Raw genomic sequence first — 21,357 nt, 5'->3', positions numbered from 1 at the left:
CGAATGACTCGAAACGATTATATGACAGCCCTTTCGGCCAATCTGCAAGCAGTTCGCGAACGAATTGATCAGGCCTGCCGCCAGGCAGGGCGAAATCCGGCCAGCGTGAGCCTGCTCGCGGTCAGCAAGACCTTCCCCGCCGAATCGGTTGCAGCGCTTGCGGCGGCTGGCCAGCACGCCTTTGGCGAGAACTATGTTCAGGAAGGCTGCGGCAAGGTTGAGGCCCTTGCAGCGCTGAAACTGGATTGGCATTTCATCGGGCCGCTGCAAAGCAACAAAAGCCGCCTCGTCGCGCAGCACTTCCAGTGGGTGCACTCGGTGGACCGCCTGAAGATCGCGCAACGCCTCTCGGAACAGCGCGCCGCCCACCATGCGCCGCTGAATGTCTGCATCCAGGTCAATGTCAGTGGCGAAGCCTCGAAATCGGGCGCTGCGCCCGAGTCGGTCGAGTCGCTCGCGCTTGAAGTCGCGGCGCTGCCGCGGCTGCGCCTGCGCGGCCTGATGGCGATTCCCGAGCCGAGCGATGACGTGGCCGTGCTGCGCGGCCGGTTTGCGCAGCTACGCGAGCTTCGCGATACCCTGAACGAGCGTTACGGCCTGGCACTTGACACCCTTTCGATGGGGATGTCGTCCGACCTCGACCTTGCGATTGCCGAAGGTGCAAGCATCGTGCGCGTCGGCACGGCGATTTTCGGCACCCGCACCGCGGGCACCCCCTGATCCTGTTCCACGAATCACAGAGACACACGTATGCGAATCACTTTCCTGGGTGGCGGCAACATGGCAGCGGCACTGATCGGCGGCCTCATCGAACGCGGCTTTGCACGCGAAGCGCTGCAAGCGGTGGACCTGAGCCCCGACGCCCGCACCGCGCTGTCAGATCGCTTCGGCGTGCGCGCAGTTGAATCGCTGGACGAGGCCGCGCTGGAGTGCGACGTCCTGGTGCTCGCCGTCAAACCGCAACACATGCGCGATGCCCTCGCGCCGCTTGCAGGGCGCCTGGGCTCGCAACTGGTACTGAGCATCGCCGCGGGCATCCGCATGGAAGCCTTGTCACGCTGGCTGGGTGGTTACCGCCGCATCGTGCGTGCCATGCCCAACACACCGGCCTTGATTGGCGCCGGGGCCGCCGGCCTGATTGCGGACAACGACGTCACCGATGGCGACCGTGATGCCGCATCGAGCATTCTCGGCGCGGTCGGATCGGTGGTCTGGCTCACCGACGAAACGCAGATCGATGCCGTGACCGCGCTCTCCGGCAGCGGGCCGGCCTATGTGTTCTACTTCATCGAAGCGCTGATCGAGGGCGGCGAAGCGCTCGGCCTGCCGCGCGACACCGCACGCACGCTCGCGATCGACACCGTGCTTGGCGCAGCAAGGCTGGCCGCCGCAAGCGATGAAGACGCGGCAACCCTGCGCGCCCGTGTCACCTCGAAAGGCGGCACCACCGCGGCAGCGCTCGGCGCAATGGAAGAGGCGGGTTTCAAGGCCTTGATCGCCCGCGCACTCGTTGCAGCCGAGACCCGCGGCCGCGCGATGGGCGAGGAACTCGGGCGCGACTGAACGCCGCCCCACTGACTGGAGAGATTGCGCAATGGTTCAGGGCTTGCTGATGCTGATCGTCGAAGCCGTTGGAAGCTTCATCACGGTGCTGCTGCTGGTGCGCGCGCTGATGCGCTGGCAACGTCTTTCCTTCATCAACCAGATCGGGCAGTTCGTGCTGGCCGCCACCGACTGGGCGGTGCGCCCGGCGCAGAAGGTGTTCGGTTCGAGCGGGGGCTTCGACTTGTCATGCATCGTGCCGGCCTGGCTGGCGCAATGCCTGGTCGTTGCGATTGATCTGGCACTCAGGGGCGCGCTCGACAACCCCATCGGCCTGATCCTGAGCGCGGCAATCGGCGGCGTGTTCGAACTGCTGCGCAGCATGCTCTACCTGATCATGATGGTCGTGATCGCCGCGGCGGTGCTGTCCTGGGTGAACCCGCGCGCACCAGTCGCGCCGCTGATCAACGGCCTCGCCCGCCCCTTCCTGCTGCCCTTGCAGCGGCGCTTGCCGCCGCTGGGCGGGGTGGACCTGTCACCGCTGGTGCTGCTGCTGATCCTGCAGATGCTGCAGTTCGTGCTCATGAACCTGCGCCAGGCCGTCACCCTCGCTTTGCTGTGAGCTGGCTGAGTCATTGCGCCGATGGCAGTGTCGTCATCGCCTTGCACATCCAGCCCGGCGCAAAACGCACCGAATTGATCGGCTTGCACGGTGAAGCACTGAAGATCCGCCTTGCGGCGCCGCCCGTCGATGGCAAAGCCAATGCCGCCCTGCTCGCGTTCCTCGCAAAAGAACTGGGCGTTGCCAAGCGGGCAGTGACGCTCGAATCCGGCGAGGCATCACGCCAGAAACGGGTTCGCGTCAGCGGAGCAAGCCCCGAACGCCTCGCAGCCCTGCTCACTGGCAACAGAACCGATTGAGCCCGCGACACTCGAACAGCAGATGGCGCCCCGGCGCCTTCGCGTTGCCCCCGAAACCCGATCCGGATATCCCCATGAGTATCGACGTCCCGAACCCCTTCACCCTCTTCGGCGAATGGCTTGCCGAGGCGAGCGCCAGCGAACCCAACGACCCGAACGCCATGGCCCTATCGACCGTTGGCGCCGATGGCATGCCCTCATGCCGCATGGTGCTGCTGAAAGACTTCGATGAGCACGGCTTCGTCTTCTACACCAACCTGGGCAGCCAGAAAGCGCACGAACTGGCCGTCAACCCCAAGGCCGCCTTGCTTTTCCACTGGAAGAGCCTGCAGCGCCAGGTGCGCGTGCAGGGCGCCATCACGCCGGTGAGCAAGGACGAAGCCGACGCCTACTTCGCCAGCCGCGCGCGCGATTCACGCATCGGCGCCTGGGCATCGAAGCAATCGCAGCCGATGGAAGGCCGCTGGGAGCTGGAAAAGCGCGTCGCGGCCTACGCGCTGAAATTCGGCATCGGCGAGATCCCGCGGCCGGACTTCTGGTCCGGCTTCCGCGTCACCCCTGAAGTGATCGAGTTCTGGAAGGCCGGCGCTTTCCGCCTGCACGACCGCGTCAAGCTCGAGCGCCAGGCAGACGGCGACTGGTCGCGCACACCACTCTTCCCCTGACGGCTTTGAGTGCCCACGCGCAGTCCCGCCAGTGGGCAAATCTGGGCCTTTCCAGAATGGCGGATTTCGCGAAGTCCCGAGTATTTCGCATTGATGATGGATCGCCCACCCACCCGCCAAGGGTCGCCGGGAGCCGTCCGCAAGCGGGGCATTCACGGGCCAACTGTTCTCCGGCGTGATCTGCTACGCAAGGCCAATTCGCTTGGCATTTCACGCACGCGCGTTCACGCGCATGATTTAAGGAGTCTTGACAGCCCCCACACGCCATCAGGCGCATTCAAAAGAGGTCGATCACATGCTCAACGTATTCTCAGGCTCATGGTTGCAGAGCTGGAGCGTGTTTGCGGATGCGGTGTCGAGCTACGGTTACCTGATCGCGGTATTCATGGGGCTGGCGCTGGTGTTCTTCTGCACCGCACCGCTCTTCCGGCCAGAACCGCTGACCCCGGCCGAGCAGCGTCAGATCGTACCGCCGGCCCCAAAGCGTCGCGCAGTACTGGTGGTCGACGACTCCGCCGTGGTGCGCGCAAAACTGCAGAAACTGCTCGAATCAGCGGGCTATGAAGTCGCACTGGCGCAAGACGGCATCGAAGCAGAAGAGCGCCTGGCCGAGCGCCGTTTTCATTTGCTCATTACCGACCTTGAAATGCCGCGCATGAACGGATTCGAGTTGATTGCGTCCGTGCAGGGCAGCCTCGCGACCGAACGACTGCCGATCATCGCAATCACCGGGCACGATGCCCTGCAAGCGCGCGTGCGCGACTGTGAAGGCATTTTCGGTATTTTTCAGAAGCCCTGGAACGATCGTGAATTGCTGATGCGTACCGAAGCGCTGACACAGCTGAGCGAACTGACCTGGAACGTGCAGAATCCCCGCCCGCAGTCGCTGGCCGACGCCTGAGGCGGGCCGCAGCGCCAGCGCCGACTACAGCGGCGGGTATTTCTTCGCGTTAAGCGCGATCTTGTCGCGCACCGCGGCATCCAGATCGACCCCAAGCACCATCGCAAGCCGCATCAGGTAGAGCAGTACATCGGCAATTTCCTGCCGCACATGTTCCGCCTGCTCGCCGGCCATGATCGCCTCGGCCTGTGCGTCGGTCTTCCACTGAAAGATCTCGGCAAGCTCGCCCACTTCACCCGTCAGCGCAAGAATCAGGTTGCGCGGGGTGTGGAACTGATCCCAGTCCCGCTCGGCCGCAAAGCGCGCGAGTTCCACTTCCAGCGCGGCGGTATCGATCAAACGTGCCATGGTCAGGGCCGCGCGCCAATCAATTGAACAACGCTCGCGCGGCCGGTGTGGCCGATCCCCTCGATGACTTCGCGCTCCAGCTCGGCCAAGTGCTCGCGGCGCAGCGCGGCGAAGTCGCTCGCCAGCGTCCGCATTTCGTAAAGCAGGCTCTGATCCTTCGGCCCACCGGTTCCGAGCTGGAGCTGTCGCGGCGTGTAGGCCTCCAGCAAGACCAAGCCGCCCGGCCGCAGGGCGCTGACGGCACGCGCATGCACGAAAGCGCGCAGGGGCGGCGGAAGATGGCAGAAGATCGAGACAACGGCCGACCACCGGGCTGAGCCGAAATCGTACTTGGCAAGATCCGCGCAGACAGTTCGGATCAGCAGCCCACCCGCTTCGGCCCGCTTGCTGAGCTTTTCAAGGCCGACCGCAGAGCTATCCACCGCGGTGACCTGATAACCCAGCTGAGCCAGATAAAGGGCGTTGCGCCCCTCACCTTCACCGAGGCAGAGCACCTCGCCGGGTGGAATGCGGGAAGCATGCTCGCGCAGGAAGTCATTGGGCGTATCGCCGTAATAGAAACCCGGCTGCGAGTAACGTTCGTCCCAGACGTTGGCCATGCCACCCCCATTCGCAGAAGCGCGCGGCACCTTGCGGTGCCGCTCCAGAGGGCGCGAGTCTGCATCAGCGGGGCGGCTTACTCAAGCTGCATTGCTGTTACAGCCAAGGCAGAGGCATCGCAATGCGCACGATAGCCGAGCCTCTGCACAGGCGGTCGGTGCTCAGGCACCAAGCATGACCCGGCCTTCAACCAGGGTGTGCGTCACCACGCCTGGCAACTCGTAACCAAGGAAGGGCGTGTTCTTGCCCTGGCTGCGCAAGCCGGCGCGGGTGATCGTGCGGTGCGCGTCCGGGTCGAAGATGCAGACATCGGCGCGCGCGCCCACACCGAGGTGGCCGCCTTTCGTGATCCCCATGATCCGCGCAGCGTCGGCGGTGACGCGCGCGAGCGTGGTCGAAAGCGGCAGCTTCATCTCGGCCCCCCACTTGAGCGTGAGCGGCAGCAGCAGTTCAAGGCCGGTGGCACCGGGCGCCGCCTCGGCAAACGGCGTCTGCTTCTCGTCATCGTCAACCGGTGTGTGGTCCGAGCACACGGCGTCGATCTCGCCGCCGGCCAGCGCCGCGCGCAGGGCTTCACGGTCGCGCTGGGCACGCAGGGGTGGCACCAGATGCGTGAGCGGGCTGAAGAAACCGATATCCACGTCACTCAGATGCAGGTGATGAGCGCTGACATCGCAGGTGACGTTAAGCCCTTCAGCGCGCGCACGGCGGATCAAGTCCAAGCCGGCGGCCGAAGACAGGCGCGTGATGTGCAGCTTGACGCCGGTGCTGCGGGCCAGTTGCAGTTGCGTCGCGAGCGCGACGGTCTCTGCTTCAACCGGAATGCCGGTCAGGCCCAGGCGTGAGGCGACCTCACCGTCGTGCGCAACGCCGCGCGACATGTAGGGATCAAGCGGCTGCAGCCAGACGCGGTAGCCGAAGGTAGCGGCGTACTGCATCGCGCGCATCAGCACCAGGTTGTCCTTCATCGGGGTGTTGGCCTGGCCGAAGGCCACGCAACCGGCCTCGGTCAGCTCCGCCATTTCGGTGAGCCGTTCGCCTTTGAGGCCGGCGGTGAGGGCGCCGACCGGATAGACGTGCGCGCAGTTGAGCTTGCGTGCGCGGTGGCAGAGCATTTCAACCAAGCCCGGTTCGTCGAGCGCCGGGTCGGTATCGGGCGGGCAGGCAAGGCTGGTGACGCCGCCGGCCATCGCAGCCTGCATTTCGGATTCGAGCGTGGCCTTGTATTCGTTGCCCGGCTCGCGCAGGCGGGCAGAGAGATCAACCAGCCCGGGCGCGACCACCGCGCCGTTCGCATCGATCACGCGGTCTGCAACAAAACCGGCCGGCGCGCTCCCGAGCGCGACGATCTTGCCTTCGGCGATGAACACGTCTTGCCGGGCATCGAGCTTGTTGGCCGGGTCAATCACGCGGCCGTTCGAAATCTGGATCTTCATCGTCATGGTCTCAGTGCCCCGCCAACATGCTCATCACCGCCATCCGCACCGCGATGCCGAATGTCACCTGCGGCAGGATCACCGCATTGCCGCCGTCGGCAACCGCCGAATCGATCTCGACACCGCGGTTCATCGGGCCGGGGTGCATCACGATCGCATCGGGTTTGGCGAGCGCGAGCTTCTCGGGTGTCAGGCCCCAGACCTTGAAATATTCCTGGCTGGAGGGCAGCAGCGCGCCTTGCATGCGCTCGTTCTGCAAGCGCAGCATCATGACCACATCGACGCCCTTGAGGCCTTCGCGCATGTCGTGGAAGACGCGCACGCCCATGCGCTCAACGTCGGTCGGCAGCAGGGTCTTGGGGCCGATCACGCGCACTTCGGGCACGCCCAAGGTGGTCAGCGCGGCGATCTCGGAGCGCGCGACGCGCGAATGCAGCACATCGCCCACCACCGCCACCGTCAGGTTGGTGAAGTCCTTCTTGTAGTGACGGATCGTGTACATGTCGAGCAGGCCCTGCGTCGGGTGCGCATGGCGCCCGTCGCCGGCGTTGACCACGCTGATGTGGTCGCGCCCGGTGGCGCGCAAGTGCTGCGCCAGCAGGTAGGGCGCGCCGCTCGATGCGTGCCGCATCACGAACATGTCAGCGCCCATCGCGCAGAGGTTATCCACCGTATCGAGCAGGGTTTCGCCCTTGCTCGTCGAGCTGGTCGACACATTCAGGTTGATCACGTCGGCCGAGAGCCGCTTGGCGGCAATCTCGAAGGTGGTGCGGGTGCGCGTGCTGTTCTCGAAGAACACGTTGAACACGCTCTTGCCGCGCAGCAGCGGGAGTTTTTTGACCTCACGCTCGCCCACTTCGGTGAAGGGGGCAGCGATGTCGAGGATCTCGGTGAGGATGCTCTTGGGCAGGCCTTCAAGCGTGAGCAGGTGCGCGAGCTTGCCGTCTTTGGAGAGTTGAGGGTTAAGCATGGATCAGCCTCAAGGTGAGTGCGCCGTCGGCCGCCTCTTCAAGCTGCAGGCTGTCGGTGGGAGCGATCGGGGTTTCCAGCGTGTGGGCAACGAAGCGGGCAGCGATCGGCAGCTCGCGGCCACCGCGATCGACCAGCACTGCCAGATCCACCCGCGCCGGGCGGCCGTAGTCGAACAGTTCATTGAGCGCCGCGCGGGTGGTGCGGCCAGTGTAGAGCACATCGTCCACCAGAATGATCGGTGCGCCGGCGACATCAAAAGGGATCTCGCTCTTGCGCGGGCTCGGGTGCAGGCCCTTCTTGCCGTAGTCGTCGCGGTAGAAGGCGACGTCCATCACGCCGAGTGGCTTGCTCAGACCGAGTGCCGCATGCAGCCGTTTGGCGAGCCACACGCCGCCGGTATGAATGCCGACCATTGCAGTGTCGGCGGTGACATGGGGACGGATCTGATCCGTCAGGGCAGCGATCAGCTGTTCAGCGTCCGGAATGGGCATTGGATGTCTCGAACCAGGTTTGAAGAATGCGCTGGGCGGCCACCGCGTCCAGATGCCGCTTGCGCGACTTCCAGCCGTGGCCTGCCTGGGCCAGCATGGTCTCGGCTTCGGCCGAGGTCAGGCGTTCATCCACCAGTTGCACCGGCAGCCGGAAGCGGCCGCCCAGCTGGTTGGCAAAGCGGCGCGCGCGCGCGGTCATCTCGTGCTCGGTGCCGTCGATATGCACCGGCAGCCCGACCACCAGCGTTTGCGGGCGCCACTCGTCGATCAGTTTTGAAATGGCCGCGAAGCGCGGCTCGTTGGCTTCGCCCTCGATCACCTGGATCGGCTGCGCCATGCCGACCTCGGTCTCGCCCACGGCAACACCGATCCGGGCGGTGCCGAAGTCAAAGCCGAGCACCGTAGCCATCAAGCGTGGCCGGCAGTGTCCGACAGGCGGGTGAAGTCGATCCCCAGCAACTTCATCGCCGCGTCGAGCCGCTCATCGGGCGGCAGATCAAAGACGATGCTCAGATCGGCCGGCACCGTGAGCCACGCGTTCTGCGCCAGCTCGGCTTCAAGCTGGCCCGCCGACCAGCCCGCGTACCCGAGCGAGATCAGCACATCCGACGGCTCGCCGGTGGCACCGAGCGACTCAAGAATGTCCTTCGAGCTGGTCAGCGCGACGCTTTCATTCACTGTCAGCGAGGAATGCCATTCGCCGGCGGGGCGATGCAGCACAAAGCCGCGATCGGTCTGCACCGGGCCACCGAAGAACACCGGCCGCTGCGCAAGCTCGGCCGACTCGAGCGGAATGTCGACTTTCTCGAACAGCTCCGCCAGCGTCATTTCGATCGGGCGATTGACGATCACGCCCAGCGCGCCTTCGTCGTTGTGCTCGGCGATGAAGGTCAAGGTGCGGGCGAAGTTCGGATCCGCCATGGCAGGCATGGCGATCAGGAAATGATTGGTCAGATTGATGGGATCCACGCCCACATTCTAGCAGGCACGCGCCCCAGCGCCGCGTATCGCCGGCGTGCCGTGCTTTGCATGCCCCCGGCCGATGGCCGCCGTCGCCGGCCCGCCCGGCGCACCGCATGGCAGCCGCTCAGCAGGCAAAGCTTTCGATGAAACGATCGGGCCCGGGCGCATCACAGCGAACCGTTGTGGCGCGAACCTCGAAAATGCTGCCGTTGATCAAGCGGCATTCCCAAACCAACGGGCCTTCCAGCGCCAAGGGCAATGCCACCCGGCCAAGGCGCACGCCATCGTGGGTCAGCCAGCCGTCCGCAATGCCGCCGACACACGCGGCCAGATCGCCGTCGATGAGCGCATGCTCAAAGCAGATCTCAAGCCCGCCGGCGTAACCGGCAAGCTCGCTGCCGTCGGGGGCCCGCCGGTAAACATGTGCAGCCGCGCAGCGGATCGACAATTGCCCGCCGCGCAACGTCGCCGCCTCGATCTCGGTGCTGTAGAACGATAGCTCGTAGCGCATTGCCCCTCCCCCTCTGGCGCCTGTCTGTGACGCCGGTATGCTTGCAAGTCCTGACGCTCGACTCAAGCCATGGATCCGCTGCCAACGCCCGAACAGATCATCGCCCAACTTGCCGCGCAAGGCGTCCGCCTGCCGCCCGGCCGTGTGCATGTGGATGGCTATGGCGACTCGCCGGCCTTGTCGCAAGCCCTGCTGGCGCTGATTCGCGACGGGCAGAAGCGCGCCGGCACCGGATTGCTGTGGGGGCACGAACACGAGCAGCTTGGCTGGGCCGAGCCGGGCGACATCGAGGTGATTGTCGATCATCTGAACCGGCCCTCGGTCATCGCACGGACCCTGAGCGTCGAGATCAAGGCCTTCTGCGATGTCGATGCCGCTTACGCGGCCACCGAGGGTGAGGGCGACGGCTCCCTTGCGTACTGGCGCGAAGTCCACTGGGACTACTTTTCACGCGAATGCGCGCGGATCGGCCGCACGCCCAGCGAACGCATGCCGGTGGTGTGCAGCATCTTCGAAGTGCTCGATGTCCTCCCTCAAGCCGACTGAAGCGCGCAATGGCGCGCACCGCATCCTGTGGATCGTGCTCGGCACGGTCTGCCTGCTGCTCGCGGTACTCGGGGCCCTGCTGCCGCTGCTGCCCGCCACCCCCTTCGTGATTGCGGCCGCAGCCTGCTTTGCGCGGTCCTCGCCCCGCATCCATGCAAAGCTGCTCAACAACAAGACCTTCGGGCCGATGATCCGCGACTGGGAAGCGCGGCGCTGCATGCCACGCAAGGCCAAGGTAGTGGCCATTGCGATGATGAGCCTGATGGGCGGCATCTCGATTGCCTTCTTCGTGCCACCGGGCTGGCCCAAACTCGCCGGCGCCGCCTTCATCCTGATCGGCTGTGCAACCGTGCTGCGGATCAGAACCTGCCCGGCCGCAGCGGCATCCGATGCGCCACGCAGCTAGCCTGCTGCGCTACCTGTGGGCGTCGCCGGCAAGCGCGCTGGGCTTGCTCGCCACCGCACTGCTTGCGGCGTGTTTCGGCACACGACCAAAGATCGTGCAAGGCGTCATCGAAGTCGACGCGGGCGCCCTGGTGCGACACCTGCCGCCACTGCGCTTTGAGGCGATCACCCTCGGCCATGTGGTGATCGGCGTGAGCGCGCAAGCCCTTGCGCGCTGGCGCTCACACGAACATGTACACGTGCGGCAGTACGAACGCTGGGGCCTCTTGCTGATCCCGCTCTACCTTGGTGCCAGCGCATGGATCGGGCTGCGCGGCGGTGATGCCTACCGCGACAACCCGTTCGAGCGCCAGGCCTACGATCCGCGCGAGCACCGCCCGCGGCGCTGAACTCAGCGCTCGAAGATCTGCGCGAACTGGGCCAGATCGGTGGTCGCCTTGCGTGCGTCGGCCAGCGCGATCCGCTTGGCCTTGAGCAGAATCTGCAGATCCGAATTCATGGTGTGCGAACGCGAATCGGGCACCGCGTTGAGCTTCTCAAGCAGCGGCCGGATGCCGGCGACATTGCGCCCGGCGATCAGGGCCTGCGCCTCGGCGTTAGGCGTGAGGCATTCGGTGGCGAGGTAGTAGGAATCGCCCTTGAGCGAGGGCACCAATGCCTGGCAAATCACACCGCGCAATGCGGTCGAAAGGGCCTGCGCCTGGGTCTCGCTGTTGCCGAGCAGGCGCAGCAGCTTCTGCAAACCTTGCTCGGTGGTCTTGGCGTGCAGGGTTGCGAAAACCAGCGGGCCGGACTCGGACAGCGCGAGCGCTTCCAGCGCGGTCTGCGCATCGCGGATCTCGCCGATCAGGATCACATCCGGCCGCTCGCGCAGCGCATCGAGCGCGCCGAGGTAGTAGCTCTCAACGTCGCCGTCGGCGCCCACCTCGCGCTGGGTAATGATGCAGCGGCGTTGCGGGATCAGGGTTTCGACCGGATCTTCAATCGTGATGATGTGGCCCGAACGCGTCTTGTTGATCTCGTCGAGCAGCGAGGCAATCGTCGTCGACTTGCCCTGACAGGTGTCGCCGATGAAGAGCACCAGCCCGCTGTTGAGCTTCACCAGATCCTGGATCGAGGGGCGCAGGCCAAGGTCTTCCATTGCCATCGGCTCGGTCGGGAAGCGGCGGATCACGCAGCCCAGCCGCTTGCGGCCCTGGAAGGTAAAGCAGTTGGCGCGGATGCGCGCGCTGTAGAGATCCTTCGAACGGTCGAAGGCGCGCTCCATGATGCGCTCTTCCCAGTTCGGCTCGATCACCTTGAAGAACTCTTCAAGGTCTTCGCCGGTCACCGGCGTATCGCAGGCCGCCACCAGCCGCTTGGGCTGGCGCAGCATGACCGGGCTGTTCTGGTGAATGATGATGTCGCTGAACACGATGTTCGAGTTGAGCAGGTGCAGGATCTGCTCGACCAGCGTGCCCAAGGCGGGATAGCCCGCATTTTCGGCCGCCGAAAGCGTCTCGATCATCGAGTAATTCTGGTGTTCCATCAAAGCTCCCGGGGCAAGCAATTTATACGATCGGCCGTGACTATATACCGCGCAAAGGAAAAGTCACGAGCCACAGCGACAGGCGGTTGCACACCAATGCCCTGTACAAAATGCCAGCTTCATTCCGGCGCGACGGAAAGGCCCGAAAACCAGCTCGAAGCGGGCTTGCCTGCTGCGATAACACCGCAGCAAGGCCGCCGCGCCAGCGCTTCAAGATGCGCGGCCGGGCATCCCCAAGGACATGACGACCAACAGCCTCACCCCCCGCCCGCAGCAGCGCTAAGATTGCAACTTCAACGGTGCTGCGGCCCTCGATAGCGGGGCCGGTCAAACAGCCCTCCGCGACAGGAGCCGAATCGATGCCTCGCCCTTACTGCGCCGCGCTGCTCGCCTTGTTCTGGCTCCCCCTGGCCGCTGGCGCCGAATGCACGCAACTGCGCTACGCCACCAACCCAAATTACCCACCCTTCAGTTGGCCCGGCGAGCACAACGACTACAAGGGCGCGAGCATCGAACTGCTCAAGCTCGTGGCGCCGCCTGGCGTCGCGCTTGCGCCAGTGGTTGTCCCGTGGAAGCGCTCGCAAGCCATGGCCGAGGCCGGCGAGATCGACTTGCTGCTGAGCCTGCGGATCACGCCAGAACGCGAGCGCTACCTCAGCTTCACCCGCGCCGCCGCCTTTGCCAACCCGATTGTCGTGTTCGTCAAAGAGACGAGCCCGATCAGGTACGCCGACTGGCAGACCCTCAAGGACTATCAAGGCGGCGTGAGCCTGGGCGACGCATTCGGCAATGGTTTTGACGAATATATGCGCGACAACCTCCGGTTCGAGACCGCGCTGACGATGACCGAGAACTTCCGCAAGCTCAAAGCCGGGCGCATCGACTATTTCGTCTCTGGCGACTACCTCGGCCGCGCCTACCTGCGCAGTGCCGCAGGCAAGGCCGGACCTCGCGTGATCAGCCTCGATCCGCCCATCAGCAGCGGCGGCATCCACTTCGGATTCAGCCGCAAGTCCGCGTGCGTCAGCCTGCTCAAGGAAATGGACGCACGCCTGGCCGAACTCAACTCGAAAGGTACGCCCACGCGATTGCTCGATGAAGCGCTCGGCGCTTTCGCGCTCGTCTCCAGCTACGACTGGAAGTAGCGGCCCGGCAACTTCAATGACCTTGGTTGCGGCTAGACTCAAGGCCCCCTTGAGCCCCCAAGTGCCATGATCCAGACCGACCTGCACGACTGCCATCTGCGCCCCTGGCTGCACACCGACAAGCCCGAGCTGATCACGCTCGCTAACAACCGCAAGATCTGGCGGAACCTGACCGACCTGTTCCCGCACCCCTACACCGAAGCGGATGCCGACTTCTGGATCCCCTTCGCCAGCCATACAGGCGCTTCCTGCCACCTCGCGATCGTGCATCGTGGCCGGCTCGCAGGCGGCATCGGCATCATCGCCGGCGAAGGCAATGCACGCTTCACCGGCAACTTCGGTTACTGGCTGGGGGAGCCCTGCTGGGGCCAGGGCATCGCGAGCGCGGCGGCCCGCGCGATGGTCGATCACGCCTTCACGCAGCTTCAGTTTGAACGGCTCGAAGGCGCAGTCTTCGAATGGAACCCGGCATCCATGCGGGTGCTGGAAAAGGCCGGTTTCAGCCGTGAAGGCGTGCTGCGAAAAAGCGTCTTCAAGGACGGGCAGCTGATCGACAGCGTGATGTATGCCCGGGTGCGCAGCGGCTGAAGCGCCCCCTCTTCTCGCAAAACACCGCCCCCAAAAATAGCCAAGCCGCCTGCCCCTCCCAACACGATGACGCTGAACTACGAAACACTCGACACGCTGGCCGACGCCTACACACCGCTGCTGGCCCTGTTGTGGCTCGCGCTGATCCTGCACCCGCTCCTCGCCCGCCAGTGGCGAACAGCGGTGCTGCGAAGCGCCCTCGGCATCTCATGCCTGGCCGTTTGCTACGGGCTGATGTTCGCCGACCGCGTGCTTGCGTTGTGGCCCGCGATCGGCCTTGACTACAGCACCCACAGCGCGGTGGCCATTGCATTCGTTGCAATCCTCTGCACGCTGCTGCCGCGCCAGCGCCTGGCATGGATCGCCAGCTTGCTGGCGTATTTCCTCCTGATGCTGTACCAGCGCTATCACACCGTCGCCGATATCCTCAGCACCGCCATCGCGGTCACGCCGCCCGTGGCTTACCTGTGCGTGCAGCTTGCCCGCGCGGGGGCGGCCAGCCGCCGGGCGAACAGCACGGCGCATTGAGCGACGCGGCGGCGGGGCCGGCATGTGGGAGAATCCGGCCCCGATGATAGAACTCAGCAGCCCCTCCCGCAGCGAATCCGTCGCCCCCACCTTTGATGTCGCACAGCTGGGGCAGGTCTTTACGCCCGAACCGGTTGTGCGGGCCATGCTCGCGCTGCGCCAGAAGCGGGGCCGCACGCTTGAACCTTCCTGCGGCAACGGCGCTTTCCTGCGCCACCTGCCTGGCGCCGTCGGCATCGAACTTGACCCGCGCCATGCGCCGCCGGGCGCACTGATCGGCGACTTCTTCGCGCTGCCGGCACACGAGAAGTTCGACACCATCATCGGCAATCCACCCTATGTGCGGCACCAGGACATTGCCGCCAGCACCCGCGCCCTGCTGCCCAGCACGCTGGGCTTCGATCGCCGCAGCAACCTGTTCCTGTTCTTCATCGCCAAGTGTCTTGACCACCTCACGCCTGGCGGCGAGCTGATCTTCATCACCCCGCGCGATTTCCTCAAGGCGACGAGCGCGGGGCCGCTCAACCGGCTGCTGCACGCACGCGGCACCCTCACCCACGTGATTGAACTGGGCGACAAGAAGAGCTTCGACGATGCGCTGCCCAACTGCCTGATCTGGCGTTTTGTCGAGGGCGATTTTTCGCGCCGCACGGCACTGATCGACGCCGCCCACCACCGCACACTGGGCGATGCGCTCAGCGCCGCCGAACGCGGCGAGTGGGAAGTGCGCGATTTCGTTGAACACGCCGGGCAACTGGCCTTCGTGCGCAGCGCGCACGACCTGGCGCTGACCGACGTGTTCGCGGTCAAGGTGGGCGCGGTCTCCGGCGCCGACGCCGTCTTCAGCAGCGACGCCTGCGGCACGCGCGATTTCGTTTGCTCACACACGATCACCAGCGGCAAGACGCGGCGGATGATCTGGCAGCCCGAGTCCCCCCACCCCGCGCTGCTGCCGCACAAGGCCGCACTGCTGGCACGCCGGATCGCGCCCTTCGATGAAAGCAACTGGTGGCACTGGGGGCGCGGCTACCCGCTCACCAGCGCGCCACGCATCTATGTGAACCACCGCACCCGCGTGGCCAAGCCCTTCTTCCTGAACGACAGCCCGCATTTTGACGGCGCGGTACTTGCGCTTTTCCCGCATCGCCCCGATGTTGGTCTGAATGAGCTGTGTGCCATGTTGAATGCGGTCGACTGGGCGGAGCAGGGCTTCGTTTGCGACGGGCGCTTCATCTTTGGGCAGCGCGCGCTGCAGCATGCGCGCCTGCCCGCGGCCTTTGCCGCATTCGCACGCGAAACCAGCCCCGCTGCACCCTGAGCGCAGGTGATCCCCCGCGCGGGGGTGCCGGGGTTAAACTTGGCGCCCCGACCGAGGAGAACCACCAATGGTCCCGCATTTGACGACGGCCCTGACCGGGCCGCTTCTGGAACTGGAACGCTGCTTCCTCGACAACGCCACGAGCATCGAGGCCTGGCTGCGGCAACAATGGCAGGATCACATGCCGCCTTTCTACGGGTCGGTCGATCTGCGCAACGCGGGTTTCAAGCTCGCCCCGGTGGACATGAACCTCTTCCCGGGCGGCTTCAACAACCTGCATGAGAGCTTTCTGCCGCTGTGCGTGCAGGCCGCACAATCGGCGGTCGAGCGCATCTGCCCGGACGCTTCGAAACTGCTGCTGGTACCCGAGAACCACACGCGCAACCAGTTCTACCTGATGAACGTGGCGCGCCTGGCAAACATCCTCGGCCACGCCGGCCTCAAGGTGCGCATCGGCAGCCTGCTGCCGGAGATCACCGCGCCGACCACCCTGGATCTGCCGGACGGCCAGAAGCTCACACTCGAACCGCTGGTGCGCAAGGGCGACCGCCTCGGGCTGAAGGACTTCGACCCCTGCGCGGTGCTGCTCAACAACGACCTTTCCGCCGGCGTACCGGACATCCTCAAGGATCTGGATTCGCAATGGGTGATGCCGCCGCTGCACGCGGGCTGGACCACCCGCCGCAAGTCGATCCACTTCGGCGCCTACGACCGCGTTGCCGAAGCCTTTGCGAAGATGCTCAAGATCGACCCCTGGCTGATCAATCCCTACTTCGGCCGCTGCGGCAAGGTCGACTTCCATGAACGCGTGGGCGAGGAATGCCTGGCCGCGCAGGTGGACGCCACGCTGGCGAAGATTCGCGCCAAGTACATCGAATACGGCGTCGAAGACCAGCCCTTCGTGATCGTCAAGGCCGACGCCGGCACCTATGGCATGGGCGTGATGACGGTGCGCGACGCCTCCGAAGTCACCGGCCTCAACCGCAAGCAGCGCAACAAGATGTCGGTGATCAAGGAAGGCATGCAGGTCAGCGAAGTCATCATCCAGGAAGGCGTGCACACCGTCGAAACCGTGAACGGCGGCGTCGCCGAACCGGTGGTGTACATGCTCGACAAATACGTCGTCGGCGGCTTCTACCGGGTGAACACCGAGCGCGGCATCGACGAAAACCTCAACGCCCCGGGCATGCGCTTCGAGCCCCTGGCCTTCGAAACCTGCTGCAACACGCCCGACTGCGCCCAGGCGCCGGACGCGCCGCCCAACCGCTTCTACGCCTACGGCGTGGTGGCCCGGCTGGCGCAGCTGGCGGCGTCGGTAGAGCTGGAAGAAACCGCCCCGGCCGAGCTGGAAATGGCATGAAGATCGCGTTCATCGTCGACCCGCTCGAGGGGCTCAAGGCCTACAAGGATTCGAGCATCGCGATGATGCGCGCGGCACAGGCGCATCGCTTCGACGTGTTTGCGATCCTGCGCGAAGACCTGCGCCTGCGCGACGGCCAGGTCCGCGCGCGCGCGCAGGCCCTCAGCCTGAGCGAGGACAACAAGCACTGGTACCGCGCCGGTGACAGTGCCGACTTCGACCTGCGCGAGTTCGACGCGGTGCTGATGCGGCAAGACCCGCCGTTCGACTTCGAGTACATCACCGCCACCTGGCTGCTCGAACGCGCCAAGGCACAAGGCGCCAGGATCTGGAACGACCCGCGCGCAGTACGCGATCACTCCGAGAAGATCGCGATCACCGAGTTCTCGCAGTTCACCGCCCCCACCCTGGTGGCGCGCGCCAGCGACGACATCAACGCCTTCATCAACGAGTTCGGCGATGTGATCCTCAAACCGCTCGACGGCATGGGCGGCAGTGGCATCTTCCGCGTGCGCCGCGACGACCCGAACCGCAACGCGATCATCGAAACGCTGGGGCAGCTGGGGACGCGCTCGATCATGGCGCAGCGCTACATCCCCGAGATTTCGGCGGGCGACAAACGCATCCTGATCATCGGCGGCCTCGTGGTGCCGTACTGCCTGGCACGCATCCCCAAGGCCGGCGAATCGCGCGGCAACCTGGCCGCCGGAGGCACCGGCGTGGCGCAGCCGATTTCCCCGCGCGACCGCGAGATCGCGGAAACCCTCGCGCCCCAGCTGTGGGAACGCGGCCTGCTGATTGTCGGCCTCGATGTGATCGGCGATTACCTCACCGAGGTGAACGTCACCAGCCCCACCTGCATGGTCGAGATCGAAGACCAGACCGGCTACGAGGTGGCCACCAAGGTGATCGAAGCGCTGCTGCCCTGAGGCCGGTGCCTGCGCGGTCGGTCTGATTCAGATCAGGCCCGGCGCGGGCGGCGGGGCGGGTGCCCGCAAGCGCCCCGCCACACGCGGTAAAGTGATGCGTCCGCCTCCCCCCGAGACCCACGCGTGCGCCTTCGACTTCACCTGACCCTCGCCTTGCTGGTGCTGGCCGGCCTGGCCGGCTGCGGCCGCCAAGGCACCCACCATGAAGAATCCTTCGTCTTCGGCACACGTGTCGAAGTCACCACCTGGGGCGTGCCTGAAGCGCAGGCCCGCGATGCGGTCGGCGCAGTGCTGCGCGAGTTCGATCGCATGCACCGCAGCTACCACGGCTGGCAACCCTCTGAACTGACAGCGGTGAACGAAACGATTGCGCGCGGCGAGGTCGCCACCGTATCACCCGAACTGGCCGGCATGCTGAGCGAGGCCCAGGCGCTCAGCGCCCGCGGCGGGCAGTTGTTCGACCCGGCAATCGGCAAGCTGATCGGCCTGTGGGGCTTTCACCGCGACCAGTTCGAGCCGACCAGCCCCGACGCCGCCGCACTGCAGGCAGTAGTTTCCGCCCGGCCGTCGATGGCCGACCTGACGATCGAAGGCTCGCAAGTACGCAGCCGCAACAAGGCGGTGCAGCTTGACCTCGGCGGCTATGCCAAGGGCTGGGCGCTGGACAAGGCGGCCGAACTGCTCAAGGCCCGTGGCGTGCACAACGCCCTGGTAAATATCGGCGGCAACGTGCTGGCACTTGGCGCCAAGGGTGACCAGCCCTGGAAGGTGGGGATCCAGAACCCGCGCGGCGGCGGCGCCCTGGCCGCGCTGCCGCTCAAGGATGGCGAAGCGATCGGCACCTCAGGCGATTACCAGCGCTTCTTCGAGCGAGACGGCCAGCGCTTCTGCCACCTGATCGACCCCCGCACCGGCCGGCCGGCCACGCAGACCCAGAGCCTGACGATCCTGATCACCGCCAGGCCGCGCGCCGGCACGCTCTCGGATGCCGCCAGCAAGCCCGCCTTCATCGACGGCGAGCACTGGCGCGAACGCGTGGCCGCCTTCGGCATCGAACATGCGCTGCGCGTCGATGCCCAAGGGCACATCGTCGTCACCAATGCGCTGGCACGCCGCATCGAATGGCTGGGCGAAACCCGGCCCGACCGCCTGGTCGACTGAGGCACAGGCGGCGTGCTGCGGTTAGAATCCATCGGCTAGTTCGGCGTCGCCGATCGGAGACAGGCATGCTCGGAATCTTCCTTGTCACTCACGGAACCCTTGGCGAGTCGCTGATACAATGCGCTTGTCATGTCCTCAACCGCCGGCCGCTGCAGATCGCGCAGCTTGGCGTGTCGGCCGCCGACGACCCGTTGGACGCCCTGCCGACAGCACGCACCCTGATGGCCACCGTTGATAGCGGCGACGGCGTCATCGTGCTGACTGACATCTTCGGGGCCACCCCCAGCAACATCGCACTCAAGCTGCTCAAGCCCGGATCCGTAGAAGGACTGGCCGGCGCGAATCTGCCGATGCTGCTGCGGATCCTGACCTACCGCGAAAAGAACGACATCCAGACCGTGATCACCAAGGCGATCGCTGGCGGATGCGATGGCGTGTTGCACATGAAAGTGGATCGCGATGCCAAAAACTGAAGTTGAAATCATCAACAAGCTCGGCCTGCATGCACGCGCCTCGGCCAAGCTCACGCAGGTTGCCAGCGGGCATGAGTCGGAAGTCTGGCTCGAACGTAACGGCCGCCGCGTCAACGCCAAGAGCATCATGGGCGTCATGATGCTGGCCGCCGGCAAGGGCTCGAAAGTCACGATCGAAACCGAAGGCTGCGATGCCGACGTTGCCATGCAGGCTCTGGTGGCACTGGTGGCCAACCGCTTTGGTGAGTCCGAGTAATGCCGGCGACGGTGGCCAAGCCCGAATCGGTTTCGTTCGCGCTGCACGGGCTGCCCGTCTCGCACGGCATTGCGATCGGCTACGCACACCTGATTTCCCATGCCTTGCTTGAAGTCCACCACTATGTGGTCTCGCCCAAGGCCGTCCCGAAGGAGCTGAGCCGGCTCGACGACGCGGTGGCCTCGGTCGGCGCTGAACTCGATGTCCTGCGCCAGACGCCCAGCGCCGCCGCCTCGGAAGTGGCTGTGTTCGTCGACCTGCAGATGGCGCTGCTGCGCGACCCGCTGCTGATCGACGAGGCCCGCTCGCATATCCGCACCCGGCGCTGCAATGCCGAATGGGCGCTGGTGCAGCAGATGGAAGTGCTGGTCGAGCAGTTCGACGCGATCGAAGACGCCTACCTGCGCGAACGCAAAGCCGATGTCGTGCAACTGGTCGAGCGCCTGGTGAAAAGCCTGCTCGGCCACCCCGGCTATGTGCCACAGAAGCGGCGTGACGGCTTTGCCACCATCGTCGTGGCACACGACCTGTCGCCGTCGGACACGATCCACTTCAAGGATGCACAGATCGCCGGTTTCGTCACCGACATCGGCGGCTCTACCTCGCATACCGCCATCGTCGCGCGCAGTCTCGCGATCCCGGCGGTGGTTGGCCTGCAGCATGTGCGCCATACGGTGCACGACGGCGACGTACTGATTGTCGATGGCACGCGCGGTGTCGTGATCGTTGCACCCGACGAGCGGGTGCTCGAGGAGTACCGCATCCGCCAGGAGCAGCTTGAGCTCGAACGCACAAAGCTCAAGCGCATCACCGGCGCCACCGCGCGCACGCTGGATGGCGAGCGCGTGCAGATCAAGGGCAACATCGAACTGCCGCGCGACGCGCAAGGCGTGCGCGAAGTCGAAGCCGACGGCGTCGGCCTGTTCCGCACCGAATTCCTCTTCATGGGCCGCGACGAGTTGCCCGACGAAGACGAGCAGTACGAAGCCTACCGCAGTGTGCTCAAGGCCCTGCCCGGCAAGTCGGTCACCATCCGCACGCTCGACATTGGCGCCGACAAGGCGCTGCGCGGCATGGAACTGCATAGCGACCAGAACCCGGCGCTCGGCCTGCGCGCCATCCGCTACTGCCTCGCCGAACCGCGCATGTTCATGACGCAACTGCGCGCCTTGCTGCGCGCATCGGTGCACGGGCAATTGAAGATCATGCTGCCGATGCTCGCCACGCTGGACGAGATCACCCAATCGATCGCGATGATCGAGCGCGCCAAGAGCGAACTGCGCACCGAGAAGATCAAGTTCGATGACGCGGTGCCGGTCGGCGGCATGATCGAAATCCCCGCCGCAGCGCTATCCGTCGGTCTGTTCGCGCGCAAGCTCGACTTCCTCTCGATCGGCACCAACGACCTGATCCAGTACACCCTGGCGATCGACCGCACCGACGCAGCCGTCTCACACCTCTACGACCCGTGGCACCCGGCGGTGCTGATGCTGATCCACCGCACGATCCAGACCGGCCTGCGCGCCAACGTACCGGTATCGGTGTGCGGCGAAATGGCGGGCGACATTGCCAACACCCGCCTGCTGCTGGGCATGGGCCTGCGCGACTTCTCGATGCACCCGGCGCAGATCCTCGAAGTCAAACAGGAAATCCTGCGCGCCCACACGGTGGAACTCGGGCTCAAGGTCGGCAAGCTGATGAAGCTCGACGAACCGGACAAGGTGCGCGAAGCGATCGAGCGGCTCTAGCCCCGCACCGCTGCGGGGCCCG

General features: G+C 65.4%; 28 protein-coding genes. 19 read left to right on the top strand and 9 right to left on the bottom strand.

Translation table 11 applies throughout. The annotated features are described in order from the left end of the window. The first annotated feature begins 21 nt into the window (after window positions 1–21). From OPU71_RS14995 to OPU71_RS14970, 6 genes are all read left to right on the top strand, one after another. On the top strand, window positions 22–720 hold the full coding sequence (locus tag OPU71_RS14995; protein WP_267728822.1) for a YggS family pyridoxal phosphate-dependent enzyme: 699 nt from the start codon (window positions 22–24) through the stop codon (window positions 718–720). Between the two features lie 30 nt (window positions 721–750). Beyond that, window positions 751–1,563: a pyrroline-5-carboxylate reductase gene (gene proC, locus OPU71_RS14990; RefSeq protein WP_267728821.1), complete on the top strand. Its 813-nt coding sequence runs from the start codon at window positions 751–753 to the stop codon at window positions 1,561–1,563. Window positions 1,564–1,594: 31 nt separating this feature from the next. Continuing rightward, window positions 1,595–2,164, top strand: a complete 570-nt coding sequence (locus tag OPU71_RS14985) for a YggT family protein (protein WP_267728820.1) — start codon at window positions 1,595–1,597, stop codon at window positions 2,162–2,164. Continuing rightward, a complete protein-coding gene (locus tag OPU71_RS14980) occupies window positions 2,161–2,463 on the top strand; it encodes a DUF167 family protein (RefSeq protein ID WP_267728819.1) in 303 nt (100 codons plus the stop codon). Before OPU71_RS14985 ends, OPU71_RS14980 begins: the two co-directional genes overlap by 4 nt. A 74-nt stretch (window positions 2,464–2,537) precedes the next feature. After that, window positions 2,538–3,128, top strand: coding sequence for a pyridoxamine 5'-phosphate oxidase (gene pdxH, locus OPU71_RS14975; RefSeq protein WP_267728818.1), 591 nt, complete (start codon window positions 2,538–2,540; stop codon window positions 3,126–3,128). A 295-nt stretch (window positions 3,129–3,423) separates the two neighbouring features. Next, on the top strand, window positions 3,424–4,029 hold the full coding sequence (locus tag OPU71_RS14970; RefSeq protein WP_267728817.1) for a response regulator: 606 nt from the start codon (window positions 3,424–3,426) through the stop codon (window positions 4,027–4,029). Between the two features lie 24 nt (window positions 4,030–4,053). Here OPU71_RS14970 and OPU71_RS14965 read toward each other — a convergent pair whose 3' ends face one another. The 8 genes from OPU71_RS14965 to OPU71_RS14930 form a co-directional block, all read right to left on the bottom strand. Further along, window positions 4,054–4,377: a nucleotide pyrophosphohydrolase gene (locus OPU71_RS14965; protein WP_267728816.1), complete on the bottom strand. Its 324-nt coding sequence runs from the start codon at window positions 4,375–4,377 to the stop codon at window positions 4,054–4,056. 2 nt (window positions 4,378–4,379) lie between these two features. Further along, window positions 4,380–4,976 (bottom strand): class I SAM-dependent methyltransferase, encoded by a 597-nt coding sequence (locus tag OPU71_RS14960; protein ID WP_267728815.1) that lies wholly within the window; start codon window positions 4,974–4,976, stop codon window positions 4,380–4,382. A gap of 162 nt (window positions 4,977–5,138) precedes the next feature. Next, window positions 5,139–6,413, bottom strand: a complete 1,275-nt coding sequence (locus OPU71_RS14955; protein WP_267728814.1) for a dihydroorotase — start codon at window positions 6,411–6,413, stop codon at window positions 5,139–5,141. A 10-nt stretch (window positions 6,414–6,423) separates the two neighbouring features. Then, window positions 6,424–7,383: an aspartate carbamoyltransferase catalytic subunit gene (locus tag OPU71_RS14950; protein ID WP_267728813.1), complete on the bottom strand. Its 960-nt coding sequence runs from the start codon at window positions 7,381–7,383 to the stop codon at window positions 6,424–6,426. Further along, entirely contained in the window at window positions 7,376–7,876 is a 501-nt protein-coding gene (gene pyrR / locus OPU71_RS14945; protein ID WP_267728812.1) for a bifunctional pyr operon transcriptional regulator/uracil phosphoribosyltransferase PyrR, read from the bottom strand. Before pyrR ends, OPU71_RS14950 begins: the two co-directional genes overlap by 8 nt. Next, complete coding sequence (gene ruvX / locus OPU71_RS14940; RefSeq protein WP_267728811.1) at window positions 7,857–8,285, bottom strand: Holliday junction resolvase RuvX; 429 nt, start codon at window positions 8,283–8,285, stop codon at window positions 7,857–7,859. Before ruvX ends, pyrR begins: the two co-directional genes overlap by 20 nt. Next, a complete protein-coding gene (locus OPU71_RS14935) occupies window positions 8,285–8,806 on the bottom strand; it encodes a YqgE/AlgH family protein (protein WP_420712390.1) in 522 nt (173 codons plus the stop codon). The genes ruvX and OPU71_RS14935 overlap by 1 nt, the downstream gene beginning before the upstream one ends. Before the next feature lie 157 nt (window positions 8,807–8,963). Next, window positions 8,964–9,350 (bottom strand): hypothetical protein, encoded by a 387-nt coding sequence (locus tag OPU71_RS14930; protein ID WP_267728809.1) that lies wholly within the window; start codon window positions 9,348–9,350, stop codon window positions 8,964–8,966. A gap of 69 nt (window positions 9,351–9,419) precedes the next feature. Here OPU71_RS14930 and OPU71_RS14925 point away from each other — a divergent pair, with 69 nt between their 5' ends. The 3 genes from OPU71_RS14925 to OPU71_RS14915 are packed head-to-tail and all read left to right on the top strand — an operon-like array spanning window position 9,420 to window position 10,690. Next, complete coding sequence (locus tag OPU71_RS14925) at window positions 9,420–9,896, top strand: ASCH domain-containing protein (RefSeq protein ID WP_267728808.1); 477 nt, start codon at window positions 9,420–9,422, stop codon at window positions 9,894–9,896. Next, window positions 9,874–10,302 carry a YbaN family protein gene (locus tag OPU71_RS14920; protein WP_267728807.1) on the top strand — a complete coding sequence of 143 codons (429 nt, stop codon included), beginning with the start codon at window positions 9,874–9,876 and terminating at the stop codon, window positions 10,300–10,302. The genes OPU71_RS14925 and OPU71_RS14920 overlap by 23 nt, the downstream gene beginning before the upstream one ends. Beyond that, window positions 10,286–10,690, top strand: coding sequence for a hypothetical protein (locus OPU71_RS14915; RefSeq protein ID WP_267728806.1), 405 nt, complete (start codon window positions 10,286–10,288; stop codon window positions 10,688–10,690). The genes OPU71_RS14920 and OPU71_RS14915 overlap by 17 nt, the downstream gene beginning before the upstream one ends. Before the next feature lie 2 nt (window positions 10,691–10,692). On the opposite strand, the gene OPU71_RS14910 is transcribed toward OPU71_RS14915, so the two are convergent. Continuing rightward, window positions 10,693–11,829 (bottom strand): type IV pilus twitching motility protein PilT, encoded by a 1,137-nt coding sequence (locus OPU71_RS14910; protein ID WP_267728805.1) that lies wholly within the window; start codon window positions 11,827–11,829, stop codon window positions 10,693–10,695. A gap of 359 nt (window positions 11,830–12,188) precedes the next feature. On the opposite strand from OPU71_RS14910, the gene OPU71_RS14905 reads away from it, so the two are divergent. From OPU71_RS14905 to ptsP, 10 genes are all read left to right on the top strand, one after another. Next, window positions 12,189–12,974, top strand: coding sequence for a substrate-binding periplasmic protein (locus OPU71_RS14905; protein WP_267728804.1), 786 nt, complete (start codon window positions 12,189–12,191; stop codon window positions 12,972–12,974). Window positions 12,975–13,040: 66 nt separating this feature from the next. Then, window positions 13,041–13,562 (top strand): GNAT family N-acetyltransferase, encoded by a 522-nt coding sequence (locus OPU71_RS14900; protein ID WP_267728803.1) that lies wholly within the window; start codon window positions 13,041–13,043, stop codon window positions 13,560–13,562. 66 nt (window positions 13,563–13,628) lie between these two features. Further along, the gene (locus OPU71_RS14895) at window positions 13,629–14,090 is read left to right on the top strand and encodes a hypothetical protein (protein ID WP_267728802.1); all 462 of its coding nucleotides are present in this window, start codon (window positions 13,629–13,631) and stop codon (window positions 14,088–14,090) included. Between the two features lie 43 nt (window positions 14,091–14,133). Beyond that, window positions 14,134–15,408, top strand: coding sequence for a class I SAM-dependent methyltransferase (locus OPU71_RS14890; RefSeq protein WP_267728801.1), 1,275 nt, complete (start codon window positions 14,134–14,136; stop codon window positions 15,406–15,408). Window positions 15,409–15,475: 67 nt separating this feature from the next. Beyond that, window positions 15,476–16,768: a glutamate--cysteine ligase gene (gshA, locus tag OPU71_RS14885; protein WP_267728800.1), complete on the top strand. Its 1,293-nt coding sequence runs from the start codon at window positions 15,476–15,478 to the stop codon at window positions 16,766–16,768. Then, entirely contained in the window at window positions 16,765–17,697 is a 933-nt protein-coding gene (gshB, locus tag OPU71_RS14880; RefSeq protein WP_267728799.1) for a glutathione synthase, read from the top strand. Before gshA ends, gshB begins: the two co-directional genes overlap by 4 nt. A gap of 123 nt (window positions 17,698–17,820) precedes the next feature. Further along, window positions 17,821–18,858 carry an FAD:protein FMN transferase gene (locus tag OPU71_RS14875; protein ID WP_420712388.1) on the top strand — a complete coding sequence of 346 codons (1,038 nt, stop codon included), beginning with the start codon at window positions 17,821–17,823 and terminating at the stop codon, window positions 18,856–18,858. A gap of 65 nt (window positions 18,859–18,923) precedes the next feature. After that, entirely contained in the window at window positions 18,924–19,331 is a 408-nt protein-coding gene (locus tag OPU71_RS14870; protein ID WP_267728798.1) for a PTS sugar transporter subunit IIA, read from the top strand. Further along, window positions 19,318–19,587, top strand: a complete 270-nt coding sequence (locus tag OPU71_RS14865; RefSeq protein ID WP_267728797.1) for an HPr family phosphocarrier protein — start codon at window positions 19,318–19,320, stop codon at window positions 19,585–19,587. Before OPU71_RS14870 ends, OPU71_RS14865 begins: the two co-directional genes overlap by 14 nt. Beyond that, a complete protein-coding gene (gene ptsP, locus OPU71_RS14860) occupies window positions 19,587–21,335 on the top strand; it encodes a phosphoenolpyruvate--protein phosphotransferase (RefSeq protein WP_267728796.1) in 1,749 nt (582 codons plus the stop codon). Before OPU71_RS14865 ends, ptsP begins: the two co-directional genes overlap by 1 nt. Window positions 21,336–21,357 lie beyond the last annotated feature (22 nt).

The sequence above is a fragment of the Niveibacterium sp. 24ML genome, from assembly GCF_026586805.1.
Taxonomy (GTDB): domain Bacteria; phylum Pseudomonadota; class Gammaproteobacteria; order Burkholderiales; family Rhodocyclaceae; genus Niveibacterium.
The sequence above is the reverse complement of the archived record's forward strand: the minus strand, read 5'-3'. Positions and strand labels throughout refer to the sequence as shown.